Genomic DNA, 23,611 nt, shown 5'->3' with positions numbered 1-23,611 from the left:
CCCCCCGGCGGGGCCCCCCCGCCGCGGCGTCTCCGCCCCGGGAATCCCGCCTCCCGCCGCGGCCCTCCGTCCGGGAATCAGCCTCCCGGTGGGGCGTCTCCGCCCGGAATCCCGTCTCCCGGCGGGCGTCTCCGCCACAGTGTGAGGGGAGCACCCGACCCCGCAGAGGAGACCCCGCATGCCCCTCCCCGCGCTTCCCCGTCCCCGCGTCCGCGCCCGCACCGCGGCGTTCGCCGCCGCCTGCCTCCTGGCGGCCGGCGCCCCCACCGCGTACGCCGCGCTCGACGGCGACCCGGCCCACGCCCCCGCCGCCGTCGCCGCGCCCGGGTCGCGGCCCCACGTCGAGACCCGCCTCCTCTTCGGCACCCAACGACCGGACGGCGGACCGGACGTGACGGACGAGCAGTTCACGGCGTTCCTCGACCGCGAGGTCACCCCCCGCTTCCCCGCCGGGCTGACCGTCCAGCAGGGGCGCGGCCAGTGGCGGGACGCCTCGGGGCGGATCGTGCGGGAGCGCTCGTACGAGCTGATCCTGCTGTACCCGGTCGCCGACGCGGTGGCGAGCGGCCGGGAGGTCGAGCGGATCCGTGCGGCGTACGCGCGCGCCTTCGGGCAGGAGTCCGTGGGACGGGTCGACGACCGGGTCCGGGTCGACTTCTGAGCGGGCCCCGGTGGCAGGATCGTGCCGTCCGGGGGCGCCGACCCCTGGCGGTGGAAAACTACCGCCGCTAGTTTGGTGGGCGACGCACGCACGACAGCCGCAAGCGAGCCAGGCCGAAGGAGACAGCGATGAAGGTCCACGACGGGATGTACATCGACGGCGCGTGGCGGTCCGCCGTCGGCACCGGCACCATCGCCGTGGTGAACCCGGCGACCGAGGAGCCCTTCGCCACGGTGCCGGCCGGCGGGGCGGAGGACGTCGACGCCGCCGTGCGCGCCGCCCGCGCCGCGTTCCCCGGCTGGTCCACCACCCCGCCCGCCGAGCGCGCCGCCCGCCTGGCCGCCCTGCGCGACGCCCTCGCCGCCCACCAGGACGAGATCGCCGCGACCGTCACCGCCGAACTGGGCGCCCCGCCCAAGATCGCCCACGCGGTGCACGCCGGACTGCCGATCACCGTGACCGGCTCGTACGTCGACATCCTCGCGACGTACCCGTTCGAAGAGGAGGTCGGCAACTCCACCGTGCTGCTGGAGCCGGTCGGCGTGGTCGGCGCGATCACGCCGTGGAACTACCCCCTCCACCAGGTCGTCGCCAAGGTCGCCCCCGCGCTCGCGGCGGGCTGCACCGTCGTGGTCAAGCCCGCCGAGGAGACCCCGCTCACCGCGCGGCTCTTCGCCCGGTGCGTCCACGAAGCGGGCTTCCCCGCCGGCGTGGTCAACGTGGTCACCGGCCTCGGGCACGTCGCGGGCCAGGCCCTCGTCGACCACGACGGCGTCGACATGATCTCCTTCACCGGTTCCACCGCCGTCGGCCGGCGCATCGGCGCGGCGGCCGGCGGCGCGGTCAAGCGGGTCGCCCTGGAACTGGGCGGCAAGTCGGCCAGCGTCATCCTGCCCGGCGCCGACCTCGCCGCGGCGGTCGCCGGCAGCGTCGCGAGCGTCATGTTCAACTCCGGCCAGCGGTGCAACGCCTTCACCCGCGTCCTGGTCCGCTCGGACCAGTACGAGGAGGCCGTCGCCCTCGCCGCCGAGGCCGTCGCGAAGTACCCGGCCGGCGACCGGATCGGCCCGCTCGTCAGCGCCGCCCAGCGCGACCGCGTGGTCTCCTACATCGAGAAGGGCGTCGCCGAGGGCGCCCGGGTCGTCGCGGGCGGCGCCCAGCCGCCGCTGGCGCGCGGCTACTACGTCGCACCGACCGTCTTCGCCGACGTGACGCCGGGCATGACGATCGCCCAGGAGGAGATCTTCGGCCCGGTCGTGGCGTTCCTGCGGTACGAGGACGAGGAGGACGCCCTGCGCATCGCCAACGACACGGTGTACGGTCTCGCGGGCGCCGTGTGGGGCGAGCCCGCCGCGGCCGCCGCCTTCGCCCGCCGGATGGAGGCCGGACAGGTCGACGTCAACGGCGGCCGCTTCAACCCGCTGGCCCCGTTCGGCGGCTACAAGCAGTCCGGCATCGGCCGGGAGCTGGGCGTCCACGGCCTCACCGAGTACCTGCACACCAAGTCCCTCCAGTTCTGACCGCTTCTGACCGCCCGGGCAACCCCGGGCCCTCGAACGCTCCGAGCCTCACCAGTCGGGAGAAACCGATCGTGGTCGTCCGCGCCGCCGTCCTGCCCTCCGTCGGGTCTCCGCTGGAGATCACCGGCATCGAACTGCCCGAGCCCGGGCCCGGCGAGGTCCGGGTCCGCCTCGCCGCCGCCGGGGTCTGCCACTCCGACCTGTCCCTGTCCGACGGCACCATGCGCGTGCCCGTCCCCGCCGTCCTCGGCCACGAGGGCGCCGGCACCGTCGTCTCCGTGGGGGAGGGCGTCACCCATCTCGCCCCCGGCGACGGCGTCGTCCTCAACTGGGCGCCCGCCTGCGGCACCTGCCACCACTGCGGGATCGGCGAGGTGTGGCTGTGCGTCGACGCGCTGTCCGGCATGAACCGCGTGCACGCCGTCTCCGAGGACGGCAGGGAACTCCACCCGGGGCTGAACGTCGCCGCGTTCGCGGAGGAGACGGTCGTCCCCGTCTCCTGCGTCCTGCCGGTCCCGGACGGCGTGCCCCTGCTCGACGCCGCCCTCCTCGGCTGTGCCGTGCTCACCGGCTACGGCGCCGTCCACCACTCCGCGCGCGTGCGCAGGGGCGAGTCGGTCGCCGTGTTCGGCGTCGGCGGGGTCGGCCTGTCCGCGCTCCAGGCCGCCCGGATCGCCGGTGCCGGGCCGATCGTCGCCGTCGACGTGTCACCGGAGAAGGAGGCCCTGGCGAAGGCGGCCGGGGCCACCGACTTCCTCGTCGCCTCCGACACGACCGCGCGCGAGGTCCGCAAGCTGACCGGCGGGCGGGGCGCCGACGTGGCCGTGGAGTGTGTCGGCCGGGCCGTCACCATCCGCACCGCCTGGGACTCCACCCGGCGCGGCGGCCGCACCACGGTCGTCGGCATCGGCGGCAAGGACCAGCAGGTGTCGTTCCACGCCCTGGAGATCTTCCACTGGGGCCGCACCCTCACCGGCTGCGTCTACGGCGACTCCGACCCCGTCCGCGACCTGCCCGTGCTCGCCGAGCACGTCCGCGCGGGACGCCTGGACCTGTCCGTCCTCGTGACCGACCGGATCGGCCTGGACGGCATTCCGGAGGCGTTCGACAACATGCTCGCCGGCAAGGGTGGGCGGGCCCTGGTCGTCTTCTAGTACCGCAGGTGGGACACCCCGGCCGCACGCCCCGCGGCCGGGGCCTCCGCGCTGCCCGCACGCCCCCGCGGGGCCCCGGCGACCGGGGCGCGGGGCGGCGGAACTGTTGCGGTTCAGGCCGTTGACGCCATACCAGCCGGTCGGTACGGTCCCCGCAATCAAGGCGCCGCCCCCCGTTTCTTCCCGTCCCCCTCACGCACCCGTTCGGAGTGTGCACCCATGGACACGGCCCCCTCTCCCACCGCGACCGCCCCCGCCGACCGCCGCCGGCGCAGGGTGGCCATCGCCGCGGCCCTCGCCTCGGCCGTGGAGTGGTACGACTACTTCGTCTTCGGCATCGCCGCCGCCCTCGTGCTCGGCGACCTCTTCTTCCCGGCGGACAACCCGTCGGCCGGGGTCCTCGCCGCCTTCGCCACCTTCGCCGTGGGCTTCCTCGCCCGCCCCATCGGCGGCGTCATCGCCGGCCAGCTCGGCGACAAGCGCGGCCGAAAGCCGATGCTGGTCCTCGCGCTCACCCTGATGGGCTTCGCCACCCTCGGCATCGGCCTGCTCCCCACGTACGAGACGATCGGCATCGCCGCCCCCGTGCTGCTGGTCCTCTTCCGCGTCCTCCAGGGCGTCGCGGTCGGCGCCCAGTGGGGCGGCGCGATGCTCATGGCCACCGAGTACGCCCCCGAGGGCAGACGCGGCCTGTACGGCAGCCTCGTCCAACTCGGCGTCCCCATCGGCGTGGTGTCGGCCAACACCGTCTTCCTCGTCGCCGGCGCCGTCTCCAGCGACGCGACGTTCGCCTCCTGGGGCTGGCGGGTGCCGTTCCTCGTCGGCTTCCTCGTCCTCGGTCTCGCCTGGTACATCCACGCGCGGGTGGAGGAGACCCCCGACTTCAAGGCCGCCGAACGGGCCCTCGCGGAGAGGGAGAAGGGTGAGCGCCGCTCCCCGCTGGGCGAGATCCTCCGCCACCACCTCGGCACGGTCCTCCTGGCCGGCGGCTCCTTCGCCGTCAACACCGCGACGTTCTACATCGTCATCACCGGCGTCCTCGACTACGCGACCCGCGAACTGGACATGGAGCGCAGCGCCGTGCTGATGGTCTCCCTCTGTGTCAGCCTCACGCAGCTCGTGCTGATCCCGTGGGCGGCCTCCCTCTCCGACCGCGTGGGACGCCTGCGCGTCTACGCGCTCGGCGCGCTCGGCCTGCTGGTGTGGGCGGTGCCGATGTTCCTGCTCATCGACACCGCGTCACTGCTGTGGCTGGCCGTCGGCACCTTCGTCGCCAGTTGCTTCCTCAGCATCATGTACGGGCCGCAGGCGGCGCTGTTCGCGGAGCTGTTCACGGCGGAGATGCGGTACACCGGCGCCTCGCTCGGTTACCAGATCTCCGCCGTCGTCGGCGGCGGCCTCGCGCCCTTCTTCATGGTGCTGCTGCTGGAGGCGACCGGCACGTCGATGTCCGTGGCCGGCTACATCATGGTCCTCGCCGTGATCGCGCTCGTCTCCATCAAGGTCCTCGCCGGCCGGGCGGCCGCGTCCGGCGAGAACTGACCGCGCCGCCCGCCCGGCACCGGCCCGCGTCGCGGCCCCGCCCCGGGCGGGCCGGCGCGTCCGGATCCGGGAGCGGACGCCCGGGGCGAGCGGACGCCCCGGGCGCCGGCGCGCCGGGGGAGCACGCCGTACCGGCGCCGCGGACGGACGCGAACACCGCCCACGGGACACCGCCACGGGACGCCGCCCACGAGGACGCCGCTGACGGCGGCGGTCGCGAGGGCGACCCAGCGCGCGGGAGGGGCCCGTCCCGCACCGCGAACCGCCCGTTCGCCAGGGGGCGGGTCCAGCGCGCGGGAGGAGGGGTCCACGGGAGCGGTCGTACGGCCGGAACGGTTCGCCGCCCGCCACGACGTCGCCGCCCGCCGGGGCGCCCCGCCGGGTGTCAGCGCAGTTCCTCGGCTCCGATCCCGAGCAGGCCGGCCAGCGCCCGCTCCCCGTCGGCCGTCACCTTCACCGCGCGCTCCGTCCCGACGCGCACGCACCACCCGGCGTCCAGCGCGTGCCGGCACAGCGCGGCGCCCGCCACCCCGGCCAGGTGCGGTCTGCGCTCGGTCCAGTCGAGGCAGCCGCGCGCCAGTGGCCGCCGCCCCCTCACGGCCAGTTCGAGGCCCAGGTCCCCGAACCAGCGCAGGCCGCGGTCGCTCAGCGCGAACCCGGTGTCCTGGCGGAGCAGCCCGCGGGCCGTCATCGCGTCCGTGACGGCCGTCCCGAGCCGCCCGGCCAGGTGGTCGTAGCAGGTGCGCCCCCGCGCCATGGCGCCCCGCGCGCCCGCCTCCCGCAGCGAGCGCGGCGGCGGGGTCCCGCCGCCCGGCACGGCGTACGCGACGAGGTCCTCCACCAGGTGCGCCGCCCGCGCGCCGGCGAGCCGCACGTACCGGTGGCGCCCCTGCCGCTCCTCGGCGAGCAGCCCGCCCGCGACCAGCCGGCCCAGGTGCTCACTGGCCGTGGACGGCGCCACGCGCGCGTGGCGGGCGAGTTCGCCGGCCGTCCAGGCGCGCCCGTCCAGCAGGGCGAGGCAGAACGCGGCGCGCGTCTCGTCGGCCAGCAGGGCGGCGAGCGCGGCGAGGTCCCGTGCGGCGGGGGAGCGGGTCGTCATGCGTCCGGGGCGGCGCGGCTACCGTTCGGTGCCGGCCGCGGCGTGCGCGCCCGGCACCACCGCCGCGTACTGCAGGGCGAGCCCGTCGAGCAGCGCCCGCAGGCCCGTCTCGAAGGCGCCCTCGTCGACCTTCTCCCGCCGCTCGGCCAACAGGTGCGCCTGGCCGAGGTGCGGGTAGTCGGCCGGGTCGTAGGCGGTCTCGTCGTCGACGAACCCGCGCGCGAAGGAGCCGAGCGCCGAGCCGGTGATGAAGTACCGCATGAGCGCGCCGATGTACGTGGCCTGCGCGGGCGGCCAGCCGGCCCGGACCATCGCGCCGAACACGGCGTCCGCGACCCGCAGCCCGGCCGGACGGCGGCCCGGCCCGCGGGCGAGCACCGGGACGATGTTGGGGTGGTCGGTGAGGGCGGCCCGGTAGGAGACCGCCCAGTCGTGCAGCGCCGTGCGCCAGTCGCGGGTGTCGGACTCGTCGAACATCGACAGGTCGACCTGCGCGCTGACCGCGTCCGCGACCGCCTCCAGGATCTCGTCCTTGGTGCGGAAGTGGTTGTACAGGGACGGCCCGCTGACGCCGAGCTCGGCGGCGAGGCGGCGGGTCGAGACCGCTTCCAGCCCCTCCGCGTCGACCAGGACGGCCGCCGCGGCGACGATGCGGGCTCGGCTGAGGAGGGGCTTGCGCGGTCTGGCCATGCGGCACATAGTAGGGCTGCCCACAAAAAACTAGCGCTGGTAATTTAAAGGGAGTCCGCGTGAACCTGGAGCTGAGCGAGGAGCAGGAGGCCGTCCGCCGGCTCGCCGAGGAGTTCGTCCGGCGCGAGGTCACCCCGCACGCCGCCGCCTGGGACCGGGAGGAGGGCGTCGACCGGGGCATCGTGAAGAGGCTCGGCGCACTCGGCTTCCTCGGCCTGACCATCCCCGAGGAGTACGGCGGCTCGGGCGGCGACCACCTCGCGTACTGCCTGGTCACCGAGGAGCTCGGGCGCGGCGACTCGTCCGTGCGCGGCATCGTCTCGGTCTCCCTCGGCCTGGTCGCCAAGACCGTCGCGGCCTGGGGCAGCGAGAGCCAGAAGCGCGCCTGGCTGCCCGGCCTCACCTCGGGCGAGGCGCTCGGCTGCTTCGGCCTCACCGAGCCCGGCACCGGCTCCGACGCCGCGAACCTCACCACCCGCGCCGTCCGCGGGCCCGGCGGCGACTGGGTGGTCAACGGCTCCAAGATGTTCATCACCAACGGCACCTGGGCCGACGTCGTCCTCCTCTTCGCCCGCACCTCCGACGCCCCGGGCCACCGCGCCGTCTCCGCCTTCCTCGTCCCGGCCGACACGCCGGGGCTCACCCGCCGCACCGTCCACGGCAAGCTCGGCCTGCGGGGCCAGCCCACCGCCGAACTGGTCCTCCAGGACGTGCGCGTCCCGGCCGACGCGCTGCTCGGCCCCGAGGGCAAGGGCTTCTCCGTCGCCATGTCGGCCCTCGCCAAGGGCCGCATGTCCGTCGCCGCCGGCTGCGTGGGCATCGCCCAGGCGGCGCTCGACGCGGCCGTCGGCTACGCGGGGGAGCGCGAGCAGTTCGGCAAGCCCATCGCCTCGTACCAACTGGTGCAGGAGCTGATCAGTGACATCGCCGTCGACGTGGAGGCCGCCCGGCTGCTCACCTGGCGCGTCGCCGACCTCATCGACCGGGGGCAGGACTTCGCCACCGCCGCGTCCCAGGCGAAGCTGTTCGCCTCGGAGGCCGCCGTCCGGTGCGCCAACAACGCCCTGCAGGTCTTCGGCGGCTACGGCTACATCGACGAGTACCCGGTGGGCAAGCTGCTGCGCGACGCGCGCGTGATGACCCTGTACGAGGGCACCAGCCAGATCCAGAAGCTCATCATCGGCCGCGCCCTCACCGGGATCTCGGCGTTCTGAGTACCGCCGCTGAGTAGCCGGGCGGATGTGCCGCACACCACGGCGCCGCATCCTCGACCGCATGAGCGAGACACCGGTCAAGCAGCAGAACACCGCGGCCTACCACGCCCAGGCGGTCGCCTCCTTCGTCGTCGCCCTCGCGGCCGTCGCGCTCGGCGTCGTCAATCTGGAGGTGGACGCCTGGGTGCGGGCCTTCCTCGGGGTCGCCGTCCTCTACCTCACGACCTCCGCCTTCACCCTCGCCAAGGTCGTCCGCGACCGCCAGGAGGCCGGGCAGATCGTCAGCCGCGTCGACCAGGCGCGGCTGGAGAAGCTCCTCGCCGAGCACGACCCGTTCCAGAAGCTCTGACCCCGGCCCCTAAGCGCTTGCTCACCCTCGCGGTATGGTGTTCGTCCTTGTGCGAGCGGAAGGGGCGAGCGATGGGTACGGCGGAGGAGACGGCCGACGGCGAGGACGTGCCGTGGGGCGAGGTCACCCCGGACGCGGCCCGGCGGCTGCTCGTGGCCGCCGTCGACGCCTTCGCCGAGCGCGGCTACCACGCCACGACCACCCGCGACATCGCGAGCCGCGCCGGGATGAGCCCGGCCGCGCTCTACATCCACTACAAGACCAAGGAGGAGCTCCTCCACCGGATCAGCCGCATCGGCCACGACAAGGCCCTGCGGATCCTGGAGAAGGCGGCGGACGGCCCCGGGACCGCCGCCGAGCGGCTCGCCGACGCCGTGCGGTCCTTCGTCCGCTGGCACGCCGAGCGCCACACGACCGCGCGCGTCGTCCAGTACGAGCTGGACGCGCTCGGCCCCGAGCACCGCGCGGAGATCGTCGCCCTGCGCCGCAGGACCGACGCCGCGGTGCGCCGCATCATCGGCGAGGGCGTCGCGGCGGGCGAGTTCGACGTGCCGGACGTGCCGGGCACCACCCTCGCCGTGCTCTCGCTCTGCATCGACGTGGCGCGCTGGTTCAACGCCCAGGGCAGCCGCACGCCCGACGAGGTCGGCGCGCTCTACGCCGACCTCGTCCTGCGCATGGTGCGCGCCCGCGGCTGAGGGCCTCCCGCGCCCCGCCGGGGCTCAGAGGTAGAAGCGGGACACCGACTCGGCGACGCACACCGGCTTGTCGCCGCCCTCGCGCTCCACCGTCACCACGGCGGTCACCTGCACTCCGCCGGCCACGTCCTCGACCGCCTTCACGGCCGCGGTCGCCCGCACCCGCGACCCGGCCGGCACCGGCGCCGGGAAACGCACCTTGTTCGTCCCGTAGTTGACGCCCATCCGGACCCCCTCCACCCGCATCACCTGCGGGACGAGGGCGGGCAGCAGGGACAGGGTGAGGTAGCCGTGCGCGATGGTCGTCCCGAACGGGCCGGACGCCGCCCGCTCCCGGTCGACGTGGATCCACTGGTGGTCCCCGGTGGCGTCGGCGAAGAGGTCGATCCGCTTCTGGTCCACCTCCAGCCAGTCGCTGTACCCCAACTGCTCGCCCACCGCGGCCCGCAGCTCGTCGACGGAGGTGAAGATCCTCGGCTCTGCCATCCCTGCTCCCTGTCCCTGCGGATCACGGTCGTGTCCAAGCGCTTGCTTAGCATGCTGGGGGCGGTTGCCCTTGTCAACGGACCAGTAGGGTTCGGGGGGTGCCGCAGATTCCAGAGAAGATCCACGAACTCACCGTCGGCCAGCTCTCCGCCCGCAGCGGCGCGGCCGTCTCCGCCCTGCACTTCTACGAGGCCAAGGGCCTGATCACCAGCCGCCGCACCAGCGGCAACCAGCGCCGCTACAGCAGGGACGCGCTGCGCCGCGTCGCCTTCGTGCGCGCGGCCCAGCGCGTCGGCATCCCCCTCGCCACCGTCCGGCAGGCCCTCGCAGAGCTGCCCGAGGAGCGCACGCCCACCCGCGAGGACTGGGCGCGGCTCTCCCGCACCTGGCGCGCGGAGCTGGACGTCCGCATCCAGCAGCTCGCCCGGCTCCGCGACCACCTCACGGACTGCATCGGCTGCGGGTGCCTGTCCCTCGACACCTGCGTCCTGTCCAACCCGGACGACGTGTTCGGCGAGAGCATCACCGGCTCCCGCCTCCTGGGCGAGCGCTCCCGCCCGGAGCGCGAGGAGGACACCCGAGCTCCCGAGGGGGACACCCGAGCTCCCGAGGTGGACGCACGCGTTCCCGAGGAGGACACCTGCGCTCCCGAGGTGGACGCACGCGTTCCCGAGGAGCGCCCCGGGCGGGGGTGCGCGGAGGGGGAGGGGCCCGCGGAGGCGGGCCCGGCCGGGGGGTGCCGGGCGGAGGCGTAGGCCCTGGTCAGCGGTGCCGCCTTCGCGGGTCGGGTGGGCGGTCCTCCGGCTCCGGTGTCTTGATCGTTGGCCGCGCCGCCCTCGTGGGTCGGGTGGGCGCTCCTCCGGCCCCGGCGTCTCGCCCGGTCGGCGGTGCCGCCTTCGCGGGTCGGGCGCGAGGGGCTCACCGCCTCGGCGGTGGCCCGCTCCGCCGCCGGGCCGTGCCGCTCCGCGGCCGGGTGGGCCACCGCGCCCCCTGCGGACGCGGGCAGCGGGCCCGGTCCGGCCGAGCCCGGTCCGGTACGGCCTCCCGGCCGGTGCCCGGCCCCGCGCCGCCGCGGTGTCGTACGGGACGGTGGAACAGGCTCCGGGCGCGCGGCAGTTCGCCGTACAGCGCCTCGTGCGGCTTCGCCGCGCCCGGTCGGCGCACCGGCCCGCCGACCGGTCGGCCCCGTCCCCTCGGCGAGGGGCGCCGGGAGGGCCGCCCGCCCGGGAACGCGCACGGCGGCACTCCCGCCCGGCAGGAGCCCTCGGCGGTGACCGCCCGGGCGGTTCGAAGGCGTCGGCCCGCGAACGCCGGCGGGCGGACGGCCGGCGGTCCGGCCGGTGGCGCGCGGCGGGGGCACGCGGACACGTGGACGTGGCACGGCCCCTCACGGCCGACGGACCCGCCGCCGCTGCCGCCGCGCCGGATCCGGCGGCTCACCCCACGGCGGCCAACTCCCGCACCGCGTCCGCCCGCGCCGCCCGGCGGCGCGCCGCCGCCAGTGCCTCCTCCGACAGCACGAGCGCGGGCACGAGCACCCCGCAGTCCCGGCACACCGGCCCGCACGCCTCGTCCAGGCCGTTCCACCGCCACGCGAACCGGTCCCCACCGCACACCGGGCAGTGCTCGCCCGGCCCCGCCTCCAGGGCGGCGATCAGCCGCCGCAGCGCGTCGCCCAGCGGCAGGTCCGGGTGCACCGCCGGGTCGACGCACCGCGCCACGCCGTTGCCGCCCCAGGTGCGCCGGTGCCAGTCGTCGATCGGACCCGGGGTGCGCAGCCCCAGGTACTTCTCCCTGCGGCGCCGCTCGGCGAACCGCCGCTCGTAGGCGAGCCACACGGCCCGCGCCTCCTCCACCTCGTCGAGCGCGGCCACCAGCCGCGCCGGATCGAGGTCCCGGTCCTCGTGCCCGAACCCGTGCCGCCGGCACAGGTGGTCCCAGGTCGCCCGGTGCCCGTACGGCGCGAACCGCTCCAGGCACTTGCGCAGCGAGTAGCGCCGCAGCGCCACGTCGCATCCCGGATCACGGACCTGTCTGGCGAGACTTCGGAAACCGGCCATCGTTCCGCCACCTCCGTCGCTGGTACTTCGGCGTCGTTGAAGAGACGTACGGGTGCCCCTTCCGGCTCCATCGAAAATCGAATGGACCCCACCACCACGACATCCCCCCACGCGTACGGGAGGGCGCGCAGCGGTGCCCGGTGCGGCGGCGGGGACCTGACGGCCCCTCACTCCCCGGCCGGGCGCCCGCGCCCCCGGTTCAGCGGTACAGCAGGTACTCCCCGCGCACCGCCCGGAACGCCGCGAGGTCCCGCTCCCACGCGGCGGCCACCTCGTCCGGCCCGGCGCCCGCGTCGATCAGGGTCCGTACGGTCGCCGAACCCGTCAGCTTGTCGATCCAGCGGTCGGCGCGCCAGGCGAACCCGCTCCACGTCCGCTTCGCCGTCACCAGCAGCCCGACGCCGGTCCGCACGGGGTCGAACGCCTCCCGGTCGTGGACGTGGAGTTGCACCCCACCGACCGTCCTGCCCTGGAACTTGGAGAACACCGGCGCGAAGTACGCCTCCCGGAACGCCACTCCGGGCAGCTCCAGCGCGTTCGCCGCCTCGGCCCACCGCCGGTCCACGCCCTCGGCGCCCAGCAGTTCGAACGGTCGGGTCGTGCCGCGCCCCTCCGACAGGTTCGTCCCCTCGAACAGACAGGTCCCGCCGTACACCAGCGCCGTGTCCGGCGTCGGCATGTTCGGGCTCGGCGGCACCCACGGCAGCCCCGACGCGTCGAAGAGGTCCCGCCGCCGCCAGCCCGCCATCCGCACCGTCTCCAGGCGCACCGGGCGGGCCAGGAACTCCCCGTTGAACAGCCGTGCCAGCTCGGCCACGGTCATCCCGTGCACCTGCGCGATCGGCTCGCGCCCCACGAACGTGGCGTACGCCCGGTCCAGCACCGGTCCCAGCGCGGCCCGCCCGCCGACCGGGTTCGGCCGGTCCAGCACGACGAATCGTTTCCCCGCCAACTCGGCCGCGACCATGCAGTCGTACATGGTCCAGATGTACGTGTAGAAGCGCGCCCCCGCGTCCTGGATGTCAAACACCACCGTGTCCACCCCGGACGCGGTGAACACGTCCGCGAGGGCCTGCCCGCTCCGGCCGTACGTGTCGTACACCGGCAGTCCCGTGGCCGGGTCGTCGTACCGGCCCTCCGAGCCGCCCGCCTGCGCGGTTCCCCGGAAGCCGTGCTCGGGACCGAACACCGCCACCAGCCGCACCCGGTCGTCGGCGTGCATCACGTCCACGACGTGCCGCACGTCGGCGGTGACCCCCGTCGGGTTGGTCACCACGCCGACCCGCTGCCCGGCGAGCACCGCGTACCCGTCCGCGGCCAGCCGGTCGAAGCCGGTCCGCACCCGCCGTCCCCGCCGGGCATCCCCGGCCGCCCCGCCCGGGGCCGCCGCTCCGCCCGGGGCCCCCGGGGTCGCCGGGAGGCCCGCCGCCCCGGCGGCCCCCGTGGCGCCCACCGTCCCCACCGCACCGCCCGCCGCCAGCAGACCCCGTCTGGACACACCCATGGGCCACCTCCGTGATCGTTCCGTCACGCTCCGGCATGAGAGCTCGCAGGCTAGCGCGGCACCCCTTCCCGGTGGACATACCGACCGGTTAGTCTGCACCGCGGCGGCCGGTCCCCACGCCCCCGCCCGTCCGGTGGAAGCGCAACAAACACGAAAAGCGCGACGAACACGGCCAGTACGGCGAACGCAGCGAATGCGATGAACGCGACGAAAAGGGGTTCACGATGAGCACGGTCCAGGGCGCGCACGTGGTCGTCACGGGAGCGGGCGGCGGCATCGGCGCCGCCCTCGCGCGCAGGTTCGCCGCCGAGGGCGCCCGCGTCGTCGTCAACGACCTCGACCCGGCCCGCGCGAAGGCCGTCGCCGACGAGATCGGCGCCACCGCCGTCCCCGGCGACGCCTCCGCCGTCGTGGAGGAGGCCCGCGACGCCCTCGGCGGCACCGTCGACGTCTACTGCGCCAACGCCGGCCTCGCCTCGCCCGGGGACGCCTTCGCCGACGAGGAGGTCTGGGCCGCCGCCTGGGACGTCAACGTCATGGCGCACGTCCGCGCCGCCCGCGCCCTGCTGCCCGGCTGGCTGGAGCGGGGCGCCGGCCGGTTCGTCTCCACCGTCTCGGCGGCGGGCCTGCTCACCATGGTCGGCGCCGCCCCGTACAGCGTGACCAAGCACGGCGCGTACGCCTTCGCGGAGTGGCTGTCCCTCACCTACCGGCACCGCGGGATCAAGGTCCACGCCATCTGCCCGCAGGGCGTGCGCACCGACATGCTCACCGCCGCCGGATCGGCCGGAGAACTGGTCCTCGCCCCCACCGCCATCGAACCCGAGGACGTCGCGGACGCGCTGTTCGCGGGGATGGCACAGGACCGGTTCCTGATCCTCCCGCACCCCGAGGTGGCGGACTTCTACCGGGTCCGCGCCGCCGAGCCGGAGCGCTGGCTGGGCGGCATGAACCGGATCCAGCGCACCTGGGAGGCGACCGGGCGGTGATCCCGACGCCGACCAATGGGAAGATCGGTCGACGACCAGGTGACCGGAACGACAACGAGGAGAGGTGGCGGCGCATGGCCAGGACGACGGACGGGAGCGGCACCACACCCGTCCCCCGCAGGCTGCTGGCCGCCGCCACCCGCCTCTTCGCCGAGCAGGGCTACGACCGGACCTCCGTCCAGGAGATCGTCGAGGCGGCCGGGGTCACCAAGGGCGCCCTCTACCACTACTTCGGGTCCAAGGAGGACCTGCTGCACGAGGTGTACGCGCGCGTGCTGCGCCTCCAGCAGGAGCGGCTGGACGCCTTCGCGGACGCCGACGCGCCGGTCGAGCGGCGGCTGCGGGACGCCGCCGCCGACGTCGTCGTCACCACCATCGAGAACCTCGACGACGCGTCGATCTTCTTCCGCTCCATGCACCACCTGAGCCCGGAGAAGAACAAGCAGGTCCGCGCCGAGCGGCGGCGCTACCACGAGCGCTTCCGCGCCCTCGTCGAGGAGGGCCAGCGCTCCGGCGTGTTCTCCACGGCCACCCCGGCCGACCTGGTCGTCGACTACCACTTCGGCTCGGTGCACCACCTGTCGACCTGGTACCGCCCGAACGGGCCGCTCGGCCCGCGGGAGGTCGCCGACCACCTCGCCGACCTCCTGCTGCGGGCCCTGCGCCCGTAGGGCACCGGGGCCGGCCGCCCGGGCCGGCCCCGGACCCCTCAGGCGTACCGCTTCAGCTCGCGCCGGGCGAGCGACCGCTGGTGCACCTCGTCCGGCCCGTCCGCCAGCCGCAGCGTCCGCGCCGCCGCCCACAGCTCCGCCAGCGGGAAGTCCTGGCTCACGCCGCCCGCCCCGTGCAGCTGCACCGCCCGGTCGATGATGTCCACGACCGTGCGCGGCGTGGCGATCTTGATGGCCTGGATCTCCGTGTGGGCGCCCCGGTTGCCGACCGTGTCCATCAGCCACGCCGTCTTCAGCACCAGCAGCCGCAACTGCTCCACGGCGACCCGGGCGTCCGCGATCCACGCGCGCACCTGCCCCTGCGCGGCCAGCGGCTTCCCGAACGCCGTACGGGACACGGCCCGCCGGCACATCAGCTCGATCGCCCGCTCCGCCATGCCGATCAGCCGCATGCAGTGGTGGATCCGGCCCGGACCGAGCCGCGCCTGCGCGATGGCGAACCCGCCGCCCTCCTCGCCGACGAGGTTCGCGACCGGCACGCGCGCGCGGTCGAAGACGATCTCGGCGTGTCCGCCGTGGTGGTGGTCCTCGTACCCGTACACCCGCATCGCGCGCCGCACCTCGACGCCGGGGGTGTCGCGGGGGACCAGCACCATGGACTGCTGGCGGCGGACGTCGGCGCCGTCCGGGTCGGTCTTGCCCATCACGATGAAGATCCGGCAGTCCGGGTTCATCGCCCCGGAGATGTACCACTTGCGGCCCGTGATGACGTACTCGTCGCCGTCCCGCTCGATCCGCGTCTCGACGTTCGTCGCGTCGGACGAGGCGACCTCCGGCTCCGTCATCGCGAACGCGGACCGGATCTCCCCGGCCAGCAGCGGCTCCAGCCACCGCTCGCGCTGCTCGGGGGTGCCGAACTGGGCGAGGACCTCCATGTTCCCCGTGTCGGGCGCCGCGCAGTTCAGCGCGGTCGGCGCCAACTGCGGCGACCGGCCGGTGATCTCGGCGAGCGGCGCGTACTGGAGGTTGGTGAGCCCCGCGCCGTACTCCTCGTCGGGCAGGAACAGGTTCCACAGCCCCCGCCGCCGCGCCTCCGCCTTCAGCTCCTCCACCACGGGCGGGGTGTCCCACGGGGAGTCCAGCTTCGCCCGCTGCTCCTCGGCGACCGTCTCGGCCGGGTACACGTGCGCGTCCATGAAGTCCAGCAGCCGCTCCCGCAGCTCCTCGGTGCGCGCGTCCATCGCGAAGTCCATGGGTCAGCCCTCCTGAAGGGTGATGAGGCCGTGCTCGATGAAGAGGGGGACCAGCTCCCCGATCCGGTCGAAGCCCGCGCCCACGGTCTGGCCGAGCGTGTACCGGTAGTGGATGCCCTCGAGGATCACGGCGAGCTTGAACCAGGCGAACGCCGTGTACCAGGCGAGGCGCGACACGTCCCGCCCCGACCGGGCGGCGTACCGCTCGACCAGCTCGCGCGCGGCAGGGTGCCCGGGGGCCGTCGCGGTGGTGCTGATGACGGCCCCCGGCACGTCCAGCGGCGTGCTGTACATGACGAGCAGTCCGAGGTCGGTGAGCGGGTCGCCGAGGGTCGACATCTCCCAGTCGAGGACGGCGGTGATCCGGTCGTCGTCGCCGATGAGGACGTTGTCGAGGCGGAAGTCGCCGTGGACGACGGTGGCGGCGGGGGAGTCGGGCAGGTCGCGCCCGAGGGCGGTGTGCAGCTCGTCGATCCCGGCCAGCTCGCGGCCGCGCGAGGCGGCGAGCTGCTTGCCCCAGCGGCGCAGCTGCCGGTCCAGGAAGCCCTCCGGGCGCCCGAAGTCCCCGAGGCCCACGCCCTGCGGGTCCACCGCGTGCAGCTCGACCAGCGTGTCGACCAGGCCCAGCACGGCGGCCCGGGTGCGCTCGGCGCCCAGCGGGGCGAGCTGCCCGGCGGTCCGGTACGGGGTGCCCGGCACGAAGTCCATCACGTAGAACGGCGCCCCGAGCACCGACTCGTCCTCGCACAGCAGGACCGGCCGGGGCACCGGCACGGCGGTCGGGTGCAGGGCGCTCAGGACGCGGTGCTCGCGCTTCATGTCGTGCGCGGTGGCCAGGACGTGGCCCAGCGGCGGGCGGCGGACGACCCACCGGCGGGTGCCGTCCGTGACGGCGTACGTCAGGTTGGAGCGGCCGCCCTCGATCAGCCGGGCGTCGAGCGGCCCGCTCACCAGGCCGGGCAGCTCGCGGTCCAGCAGCCCGCGCAACCGCTCGGGGTCGAGACCTGGCGGCGGGGCAGAGCTCATGGTGCGCACCTTTCGGAAGCGGGGTCCGGGTTACCCGGGCATCATGACCGACCAGTCGGTATGTCGTCCACCCCCGTGGGCGCGGCGGGTCGCCGGGCCCGGCCGCCCACCGGCTGCGGGGCGGGCGGGCCCGGGCGTCGGCCGAGGGGTGCCGGACCCGCCTGCCGGCCGTGGGGGCCGCGGCCGGGCGCCGTCAGGCGTGGCAGGCCACCGGCCGGCCGCCGTTCATCGCGGCCATGTCCCCGAACACCGCCGCCACGTCCAGCGGCGACCCCTCCGGCAGCCCCTCCAGCTCCGCGTACGCGCGGTGGACGTTGGCCACCAGCCGCTCCGCCTCGCGCAGCTCCCCGAACTCCCCCAGGTCCGCCCGGCGCGCCACCTCCAGCGGCGTCAGCCCCCTGGCGCGGCCGTCCTCGGCCAGTTCGGCCACGAACCGCAGGTACGCCTCCGTCGCGTCGTACACGGACGGGTCCGCGATCGGCCCGTGCCCGGGGACGACCGTCTCCGCCCCCAGCGACCGCAGCAGCTCGACGGCGCGCAGCGACCCGCGCAGCGACCCGGTCGCCAGGAACGGCGTCCCGCCGTGGAAGACCAGGTCCCCGGTGAAGACGACCCCCCGCTCCGGCAGGTGCACGATCGTGTCGCCCGCGGTGTGGGCCACGCCCGGGTGGACCAGCCGCACCTCCGTGTCCGCCGCGTACAGGGTCATCCGGTCGGCGTACGTCACCGAGGGCGGGGTGACGCGGATGTCGCCGAAGTCGGTCCGCGGCCAGATCAGGTGGAGCTGCCGCCCCGCCGCCAGCACCTCGCGGCGGCACGCCTCGTGCCCGACGACGGCCGCCCCGGGCAGGAACACGGAGTTGCCGTACGTGTGGTCCCCGTGGTGGTGGGTGTTGACGACCGTGTCCGGCGGGGCGGCGCCGTGGGCGAGGAGCGCGTCGCGCAGGGCCAGCGCCCGGCGTTCGGTCGCCGCGGTGTCGATCAGGACGCTCCGTGCGCCGTCGCCGACCCACCCGGCGTTGTTCAGGCACCACCCGCCGTCCGGCTGGACGTAGGCGTGCACGTCAGGTGCGAGCTGGACGGTGTACGGGTCGGTTGCGGGCACCGCTGTCCCCCCGAGTCGTGGCCGAACTGGACAGGCAGAGCCTGCCAGTCCGGGACGGCGGGGAACAGGGTGGGGTCACCCGCGGGCGCGCGGCGCCGGCGCTCCGGTCAGTGGTCGTCCCAGTGCCCGTCGTGGGCGGCGTGCCGGTGTCCGTCGTGCACGTAGTCCAGGTGGTCCCCGTGCGCGACCGCCGGGTGGCCGCACGTGTCGCCGTGCTCGTGGGCGTGGCCGCTGTGGGCGATGTGCTCGCCCGGCTCGCACTCGTCCCAGTGCCCGGAGTGCTCGCGGTGCAGGTGCCCGTCGTGGGCGTAGTCGACGTGGTCGCCGTGGACCACGGACTGGTGGCCGCAGGAAGGGCCGTGTGCGTGGGAGTGCGCCTGGTGTTCCTGATGCAGGACCGTCATGGCGGGACCTCGGTGCGGAGGGTCGTTGACACTCCCAGGTTATCCCTGTTTGCCTGAATGATCCGCTTGGAGGAGGGTCGTTCCATGAAGGCGATCAGCTACCGCCGCTACGGCGGACCCGAGGTCCTGGAGTACGGCGACCGGCCCGTCCCGAAGGTGGGCCCCGACAAGGTCCTGGTCAAGGTGCGGGCGGCGGCCGTCAACCCGGTCGACTGGAAGTGCCAGGCCGGCTACCTCGACACGATCCTGGACGCCTTCTTCCCGGTCGTCCCCGGCTGGGACGTCTCCGGCGTGGTCGTCCAGCCCGGCGTCTCCGTCCCCGAGTTCGGCGTCGGCGACGAGGTGATGGGGTACGTCCGGGAGGACGCCCTGTGCCACGGCACCTTCGCCGAGTACGTCGCCGCGCCCGTCCGCACCCTCGCCCGCAAGCCGCGCACCCTGGGGTTCGAGGAGGCGGCCGCGCTGCCCCTCGCCGGTCTCACCGCGTACCAGGCGCTCCACCGGGCGCTGCGGGTGCGGAACGGGGAGACCCTGCTCGTCCACGCGGCGGCCGGCAGCGTCGGCTCGCTCGCCGTGCAGATCGCCCGCCACCTCGGCGCCCGTGTGCTGGGCGGGGTCCGGGAGAGCGGCGCCGACCGCGTGCGGGAGCTGGGCGGCGAACCGGTCGTGTACGGCGACGGGTTCGCGGGCCGGGTGCGCGACCTCGCCCCGCACGGCGTGGACGCGGTCTTCGACACGCTCGGCGGCGAGCCGCTGAGGACCTCCCCGGAGGTGCTGGCCCCCGAGGGCCGCCTCGCCTCCATCGCGGACGGCGAGGTGGTCGGCCTGGGCGGACTGTACTTCTGGGTGCGCCCGGACGCCGACGACCTGACGGCGCTCGCCGACCTGGCCGAGGGGGGCGTGCTGACGGTGCGGGTGGCCCGGACGTACCCGCTCGGGGAGGCGGCGGAGGCACAGCGCGCGGCGATGGCGGGCGGCCTCGGCGGCAAGGTCGTCGTGACGGTCGGCGAGGACTGACCGGGCACCGCCGTGCGCCGTGTGCCTGCGCAGCCCGCCGTACGCCAGGAGTCACCCCCCGGCCCAGCCCCCACGGTCCGCTGCCCGCCGTACACCCCGCGCCCACGCCGCCCGCTGCCCGCTGCCCGCCGTACGTCGCTCCCGGCCCGGCCCCCAGGCCCGGTCCCCGGTCCCGGCTCCCAGACCCCCCGCCCCGGCTCCCAGACCCCCCGCCCCGGCTCCCAGGCCCCGGTCCCGCCCGCCCGCGTCAGAGCACCACCGCCACCGCGAACCCGGCCAGCGCGACCGTGCAGACCGCCGCCGCCACGGCGGCGGGCACCCCCAGCGTGCGCGGCCGTCCCCGCCCCAGCGCGGCGATCCGCCGCTGCGCCACCACCAGGAACGCCACCCACACCAGCAGCGACAGCCCCGCCCCCAGCACCCCGGCCGCCGCCACGTCACCGCCGTGCACGGCCTGCCGCGCGGCCAGCACGGCCGCGACGGTGCACGCCAGCGTCGTGCGCCGCCACGCCAGCCGCGTCCGCTCCGGTTGCAGGCCGGGGTCGCGCGGATCCTCCCTCACCCCGTCCACCCGAACAGCACCGCCAACACCATCGCGAGCGCCACCAGCCCCACCGCCAGGCCCAGCAGCGTCGGGAACCGGCTCACCGGCAGGTCCTCCCCGCGCCGCATCGCCCGCTCGCACCGCACCCAGTGGTTGACCGCCCGCAGCGCGCACAGCGCCCCCGCGCCCAGCAGCACCAGCGCCATCCCGACCCGCACCCCCCACCGCAGGTCCGGCAGGAACTGGTCCACGGCGAACCCGCCGCCCACCAGGGCGAGCCCGGTCCGCAGCCACGCGAGGAACGTCCGCTCGTTGGCGAGCGAGAACCGGTAGTCCGGCGTCTCGCCCTCCTCCCGCACCCGCCGCGGCGAGAACCACAGCCGCGCACTCCGCCCGAAGCCGTCCACCGCGGCGCCCTAACCGCGCGCCGCGCGCAGCCGCTCCCACGCCGCGAGGCCGTCCGGCACCCACGCCCACTCGCCCAGCCGCCGCTCCAGCTCCGCCTCCGTCAGGAACGCGTGCCAGGCGACCTCCTCCACCTGGGGCGACACCGGCAGCTCGCACCGCACCTCGTACACCCGCGACCACCACGAGCCGCGCACGCCCGGCCCGTCGTCGTACAGGAAGGACAGGACGGGCACCGGTCGGGGCAGGCCGCGCACGCCCAGCTCCTCCTCGGCCTCCCGCAGCGCCGCCGCGTCGTACGACTCGCCCGCGCCGACGACACCGCCGACGAACATGTCGTACAGCGAGGGGAAGAGCAGCTTCGACGCGGTGCGGCGGTGCACGAAGATCCGGTCGGCGGCGTCCCGCACGAGGACGAACGCGCAGCGGTGGCGCAGCCCCCGGGCGTACACCTCGCCGCGCGGGAGCCGTCCGACCACCTCGTCCCGCTCGTCGACGACGTCCAGGAGCTCCTCGGCGGGGGATGCGTTCACGTTCCGTCCTCATCGGTCGTTCGGTTTTCTCGCGGTCCACGCGGGGTTGACGCGGTTACCGCAGCGTACGGAAGATCGGACGATCCGATCATCCCAGGAAGGGCGGACGTCCATGGCCTACGACGCTGACGTGATCGTGATCGGCGCGGGTCTCGCCGGACTGGCCGCCACCGCCGAACTCGTCGACGCGGGACGCAGCGTCATCCTCCTCGACCAGGAGCCGGAGCGGTCCATCGGCGGGCAGGCCCACTGGTCCTTCGGCGGGCTGTTCCTCGTCGACTCGCCCGAGCAGCGCCGCCTGCGCGTCCGCGACAGCCACGACCTGGCCCTCCAGGACTGGCTCGGCACGGCCGGCTTCGACCGGCCCGAGGACCGCTGGCCGCGCCGCTGGGCCGAGGCGTACGTGGACTTCGCGGCCGGGGAGAAGCGCTCCTGGCTGCACCGGCAGGGCGTCCGCTTCTTCCCCGTCGTGGGCTGGGCCGAACGGGGCGGCTACGGCGCCACCGGGCACGGCAACTCCGTCCCGCGCTTCCACATCACCTGGGGTACGGGGCCCGGTCTCGTCGCCCCGTTCGAGCGCCGCGTCCGCGCGGGCATCGCCCGGGGCCTCGTCCGGGCGGCGTTCCGCCACCGCGTCACCGGTCTCGGCCGCACCGGCGGCGCCGTCGACACGGTCAGCGGCGAGATCCTGGAGCCGTCCGGCGCCCCGCGGGGCACGGCCAGCAGCCGCGAGGTCGCCGGCGCCTTCGAGTACCGCGCCCAGGCGGTCGTCATCGCCTCCGGCGGCATCGGCGGCAACCACGACCTGGTCCGCGCCCAGTGGCCGGAGCGGCTGGGCACCCCGCCGAAGCGGATGCTGTCCGGCGTCCCCGCGCACGTGGACGGGCTGATGCTGGGCATCGCCGAGGCGGCCGGCGCCCACCACGTCAACCGCGACCGCATGTGGCACTACACGGAGGGCATCGAGAACTGGAGCCCGATCTGGGCCCGCCACGGCATCCGCATACTCCCCGGCCCGTCGTCCCTCTGGCTGGACGCCCTCGGCCGCCGCCTGCCCGTCCCCCTCTTCCCCGGCTTCGACACGCTCGGCACGCTGGAGCACATCATGAGGACGGGCCACGAGCACACGTGGTTCATCCTCGACCAGAGGATCATCGGCAGGGAGTTCGCCCTCTCCGGCAGCGAGCAGAACCCCGACCTCACCGGCAGGTCCGTCCGCGACGTCATCGGACGCGCCCGCGCCGACGTGCCCGCGCCGGTCCGGGCGTTCATGGAGAAGGGCGTCGACTTCGTCGTGGAGCGCGACCTGTCCGCCCTGGTCCGGGGCATGAACGCGCTCACCGGGGAGGCGCTGGTCGACGAGGCCGCGCTGCGCCGGGAGATCGTCGCCCGCGACCGGGAGATCGCCAACCCCTTCACCAAGGACCTCCAGGTCACCGCCATCCGCGGCGCCCGCAGGTACCTCGGCGACCGGTTGATCCGCACGGCGGCCCCGCACCGCCTCCTCGATCCGAAGGCCGGCCCGCTCATCGCCGTACGGCTCGGCATCCTCACCCGCAAGTCGCTGGGCGGCCTGGAGACGGACCTGTCGTCACGGGTCCTCACCCCCGCGGGGGAGCCGCTGCCCGGTGTCTACGCGGCGGGCGAGGCGGCCGGCTTCGGCGGGGGCGGCGTCCACGGCTACCGCGCCCTGGAGGGCACGTTCCTCGGCGGCTGCCTCTTCTCCGGCCGCACGGCGGGCCGGGCGGCGGCGCGGGCCGTGGCCTGACCCCGTCCCGCCGACGGGTCGGGCGCGCCGGGCCGGGCGCGGAGAGCGCCGTCCCGCCCCGGCCCCGCCGCCCCTGACCTACGCCCCGTCCGGGACCGGCGTCCCCTGGTGGTAGTACAGCCGCCACGGCGCGCCCGCGCCGTCCGCCGCCCGCCGCCAGAGCGAGGAGCGGCGCGCCCGCCGGCCGTCGGCGACCGTCTCGTACGTCAGGTGCACCAGGTCCGGCGCGAGCGGCACCCCCGCCATGCGGGAGACCTCGTAGTGGGGCCCCTCCGCGTCCCCGGCCGTCCCGGGCAGCCCGGCGAGCATCTCGTCCCGCGTCCAGCGCCGTCCCGACGCGCCGACCTCGGTGAACTCCGGGTCCAGCAGCCGCGCCGCCTCGTCCCGGGACGCCCGTACGTCCGGCTCCAGCAGCCGCAGCTCGCCCGCGACCGCTGCGGCGACCGGGTCGAGCACCTCCACCACGCGGAACCGTTCCGCCACCACCCGGGTCGTGTCGTCCACCGTGAAGTCCGGGTCGCCGAGCGCGGCCCGCACGGCGCCGCCGTTCCAGAACCGCTCGTGCGCGGCCCGCCACCGGGCCACCGACCGGTGGCCCTCGCCCTCGTCGACGGCGTGCCGGAGGTCGACCTCGCCGAGCGGCAGCACCCGGGCCTCCGTCACCTCCACCACCGCGACCGGCCGGCCCGCCGAGTCGATCAGCGCAGCCCGCGCACCGGGCACGGGCAGGGGCTCCCCCTCCGCCTCGTACTCCGCGAGCAGTCCGGTCGTCGCCGTCTTCGCCCCGGTCAGGACGGCGGCGACGAGCCGGTCGCGCAGCGGGCCGGGGAAGGCGAGTGCGTACGGGGGCAGGTCCTCGTGGTCGCTCATGCGCCGTAGCGTCACACGGAGGCGGGGCGGGGGGGGGGGGCCGGAGGGG

General features: G+C 75.4%; 24 protein-coding genes and 1 pseudogene. 12 read left to right on the top strand and 13 right to left on the bottom strand.

The window, feature by feature from the left end; all coding sequences use genetic code 11:
- Positions 1–178 precede the first annotated feature (178 nt).
- The 4 genes from RND61_RS31320 (at position 179) to RND61_RS31305 (ending at position 4,877) form a co-directional block, all read left to right on the top strand.
- Positions 179–661 carry a DUF3574 domain-containing protein gene (locus RND61_RS31320; protein ID WP_315881549.1) on the top strand — a complete coding sequence of 161 codons (483 nt, stop codon included), beginning with the start codon at positions 179–181 and terminating at the stop codon, positions 659–661.
- Positions 662–789: 128 nt separating this feature from the next.
- The gene (locus RND61_RS31315) at positions 790–2,181 is read left to right on the top strand and encodes an aldehyde dehydrogenase family protein (protein WP_315881548.1); all 1,392 of its coding nucleotides are present in this window, start codon (positions 790–792) and stop codon (positions 2,179–2,181) included.
- Between the two features lie 68 nt (positions 2,182–2,249).
- Positions 2,250–3,335 carry a Zn-dependent alcohol dehydrogenase gene (locus tag RND61_RS31310; protein WP_315881551.1) on the top strand — a complete coding sequence of 362 codons (1,086 nt, stop codon included), beginning with the start codon at positions 2,250–2,252 and terminating at the stop codon, positions 3,333–3,335.
- Between the two features lie 219 nt (positions 3,336–3,554).
- On the top strand, positions 3,555–4,877 hold the full coding sequence (locus RND61_RS31305) for an MFS transporter (RefSeq protein ID WP_315881547.1): 1,323 nt from the start codon (positions 3,555–3,557) through the stop codon (positions 4,875–4,877).
- Between the two features lie 385 nt (positions 4,878–5,262).
- Here the strand turns inward: RND61_RS31305 and RND61_RS31300 are convergent, their stop codons facing one another.
- Complete coding sequence (locus tag RND61_RS31300) at positions 5,263–5,976, bottom strand: ArsR/SmtB family transcription factor (protein ID WP_315881546.1); 714 nt, start codon at positions 5,974–5,976, stop codon at positions 5,263–5,265.
- Positions 5,977–5,994: 18 nt separating this feature from the next.
- A complete protein-coding gene (locus RND61_RS31295; protein ID WP_315881545.1) occupies positions 5,995–6,666 on the bottom strand; it encodes a TetR/AcrR family transcriptional regulator in 672 nt (223 codons plus the stop codon).
- 59 nt (positions 6,667–6,725) lie between these two features.
- Between RND61_RS31295 and RND61_RS31290 the strand changes: the two genes are divergently transcribed.
- The 3 genes from RND61_RS31290 (at position 6,726) to RND61_RS31280 (ending at position 8,927) form a co-directional block, all read left to right on the top strand.
- A complete protein-coding gene (locus RND61_RS31290) occupies positions 6,726–7,880 on the top strand; it encodes an acyl-CoA dehydrogenase family protein (RefSeq protein WP_315881544.1) in 1,155 nt (384 codons plus the stop codon).
- A 61-nt stretch (positions 7,881–7,941) separates the two neighbouring features.
- Positions 7,942–8,229 (top strand): YiaA/YiaB family inner membrane protein, encoded by a 288-nt coding sequence (locus tag RND61_RS31285; protein ID WP_315881543.1) that lies wholly within the window; start codon positions 7,942–7,944, stop codon positions 8,227–8,229.
- 71 nt (positions 8,230–8,300) lie between these two features.
- Complete coding sequence (locus RND61_RS31280) at positions 8,301–8,927, top strand: TetR/AcrR family transcriptional regulator (RefSeq protein WP_315881542.1); 627 nt, start codon at positions 8,301–8,303, stop codon at positions 8,925–8,927.
- Positions 8,928–8,951: 24 nt separating this feature from the next.
- Here the strand turns inward: RND61_RS31280 and RND61_RS31275 are convergent, their stop codons facing one another.
- Complete coding sequence (locus RND61_RS31275) at positions 8,952–9,413, bottom strand: MaoC family dehydratase (RefSeq protein WP_315881541.1); 462 nt, start codon at positions 9,411–9,413, stop codon at positions 8,952–8,954.
- A 98-nt stretch (positions 9,414–9,511) separates the two neighbouring features.
- Between RND61_RS31275 and soxR the strand changes: the two are divergent.
- Positions 9,512–10,003: pseudogene (gene soxR / locus RND61_RS31270) on the top strand (redox-sensitive transcriptional activator SoxR); the annotation flags it as partial.
- Between the two features lie 846 nt (positions 10,004–10,849).
- On the opposite strand, the gene RND61_RS31265 reads toward soxR, so the two are convergent.
- Together RND61_RS31265 and RND61_RS31260 are read right to left on the bottom strand one after the other, a co-directional pair.
- Complete coding sequence (locus RND61_RS31265; protein WP_315881540.1) at positions 10,850–11,473, bottom strand: hypothetical protein; 624 nt, start codon at positions 11,471–11,473, stop codon at positions 10,850–10,852.
- Between the two features lie 199 nt (positions 11,474–11,672).
- Entirely contained in the window at positions 11,673–12,977 is a 1,305-nt protein-coding gene (locus tag RND61_RS31260; RefSeq protein ID WP_315881539.1) for an exo-beta-N-acetylmuramidase NamZ family protein, read from the bottom strand.
- A 224-nt stretch (positions 12,978–13,201) separates the two neighbouring features.
- Here RND61_RS31260 and RND61_RS31255 point away from each other — a divergent pair, with 224 nt between their 5' ends.
- Together RND61_RS31255 and RND61_RS31250 are read left to right on the top strand one after the other, a co-directional pair.
- Complete coding sequence (locus tag RND61_RS31255; RefSeq protein WP_315881538.1) at positions 13,202–13,966, top strand: SDR family oxidoreductase; 765 nt, start codon at positions 13,202–13,204, stop codon at positions 13,964–13,966.
- Between the two features lie 74 nt (positions 13,967–14,040).
- Positions 14,041–14,637, top strand: a complete 597-nt coding sequence (locus tag RND61_RS31250) for a TetR/AcrR family transcriptional regulator (RefSeq protein ID WP_315881537.1) — start codon at positions 14,041–14,043, stop codon at positions 14,635–14,637.
- Between the two features lie 38 nt (positions 14,638–14,675).
- On the opposite strand, the gene RND61_RS31245 is transcribed toward RND61_RS31250, so the two are convergent.
- From RND61_RS31245 to RND61_RS31230, 4 genes are all read right to left on the bottom strand, one after another.
- On the bottom strand, positions 14,676–15,890 hold the full coding sequence (locus RND61_RS31245; protein WP_315881536.1) for an acyl-CoA dehydrogenase family protein: 1,215 nt from the start codon (positions 15,888–15,890) through the stop codon (positions 14,676–14,678).
- A 3-nt stretch (positions 15,891–15,893) separates the two neighbouring features.
- Positions 15,894–16,916: a phosphotransferase family protein gene (locus RND61_RS31240; protein WP_315881535.1), complete on the bottom strand. Its 1,023-nt coding sequence runs from the start codon at positions 16,914–16,916 to the stop codon at positions 15,894–15,896.
- Between the two features lie 193 nt (positions 16,917–17,109).
- Complete coding sequence (locus RND61_RS31235; protein WP_315881534.1) at positions 17,110–18,021, bottom strand: MBL fold metallo-hydrolase; 912 nt, start codon at positions 18,019–18,021, stop codon at positions 17,110–17,112.
- A 107-nt stretch (positions 18,022–18,128) separates the two neighbouring features.
- The gene (locus tag RND61_RS31230) at positions 18,129–18,425 is read right to left on the bottom strand and encodes a hypothetical protein (protein WP_315881533.1); all 297 of its coding nucleotides are present in this window, start codon (positions 18,423–18,425) and stop codon (positions 18,129–18,131) included.
- 84 nt (positions 18,426–18,509) lie between these two features.
- Between RND61_RS31230 and RND61_RS31225 the strand changes: the two genes are divergently transcribed.
- Positions 18,510–19,442 carry an NADP-dependent oxidoreductase gene (locus RND61_RS31225; RefSeq protein ID WP_315881532.1) on the top strand — a complete coding sequence of 311 codons (933 nt, stop codon included), beginning with the start codon at positions 18,510–18,512 and terminating at the stop codon, positions 19,440–19,442.
- Positions 19,443–19,689: 247 nt separating this feature from the next.
- Here the strand turns inward: RND61_RS31225 and RND61_RS31220 are convergent, their stop codons facing one another.
- From RND61_RS31220 to RND61_RS31210, 3 genes are read right to left on the bottom strand one after another with little or no spacing between them, the layout of a single operon-like run.
- Positions 19,690–20,004: a DUF202 domain-containing protein gene (locus RND61_RS31220; protein WP_315881531.1), complete on the bottom strand. Its 315-nt coding sequence runs from the start codon at positions 20,002–20,004 to the stop codon at positions 19,690–19,692.
- Positions 20,001–20,393, bottom strand: coding sequence for a YidH family protein (locus tag RND61_RS31215; protein WP_315881530.1), 393 nt, complete (start codon positions 20,391–20,393; stop codon positions 20,001–20,003). Before RND61_RS31215 ends, RND61_RS31220 begins: the two co-directional genes overlap by 4 nt.
- A gap of 9 nt (positions 20,394–20,402) precedes the next feature.
- Positions 20,403–20,924, bottom strand: a complete 522-nt coding sequence (locus RND61_RS31210; RefSeq protein WP_315881529.1) for an NUDIX domain-containing protein — start codon at positions 20,922–20,924, stop codon at positions 20,403–20,405.
- Positions 20,925–21,036: 112 nt separating this feature from the next.
- On the opposite strand from RND61_RS31210, the gene RND61_RS31205 reads away from it, so the two are divergent.
- Positions 21,037–22,692 (top strand): FAD-binding dehydrogenase, encoded by a 1,656-nt coding sequence (locus tag RND61_RS31205; RefSeq protein ID WP_315881528.1) that lies wholly within the window; start codon positions 21,037–21,039, stop codon positions 22,690–22,692.
- Positions 22,693–22,770: 78 nt separating this feature from the next.
- Here the strand turns inward: RND61_RS31205 and RND61_RS32805 are convergent, their stop codons facing one another.
- Positions 22,771–23,562, bottom strand: coding sequence for an ASCH domain-containing protein (locus tag RND61_RS32805; RefSeq protein ID WP_391654535.1), 792 nt, complete (start codon positions 23,560–23,562; stop codon positions 22,771–22,773).
- Positions 23,563–23,611 lie beyond the last annotated feature (49 nt).

The organism is Streptomyces tamarix, assembly GCF_032423885.1.
Taxonomy (GTDB): Bacteria; Actinomycetota; Actinomycetes; order Streptomycetales; family Streptomycetaceae; genus Streptomyces; species Streptomyces tamarix.
This window is presented reverse-complemented; position numbering and strand designations above follow the sequence as displayed.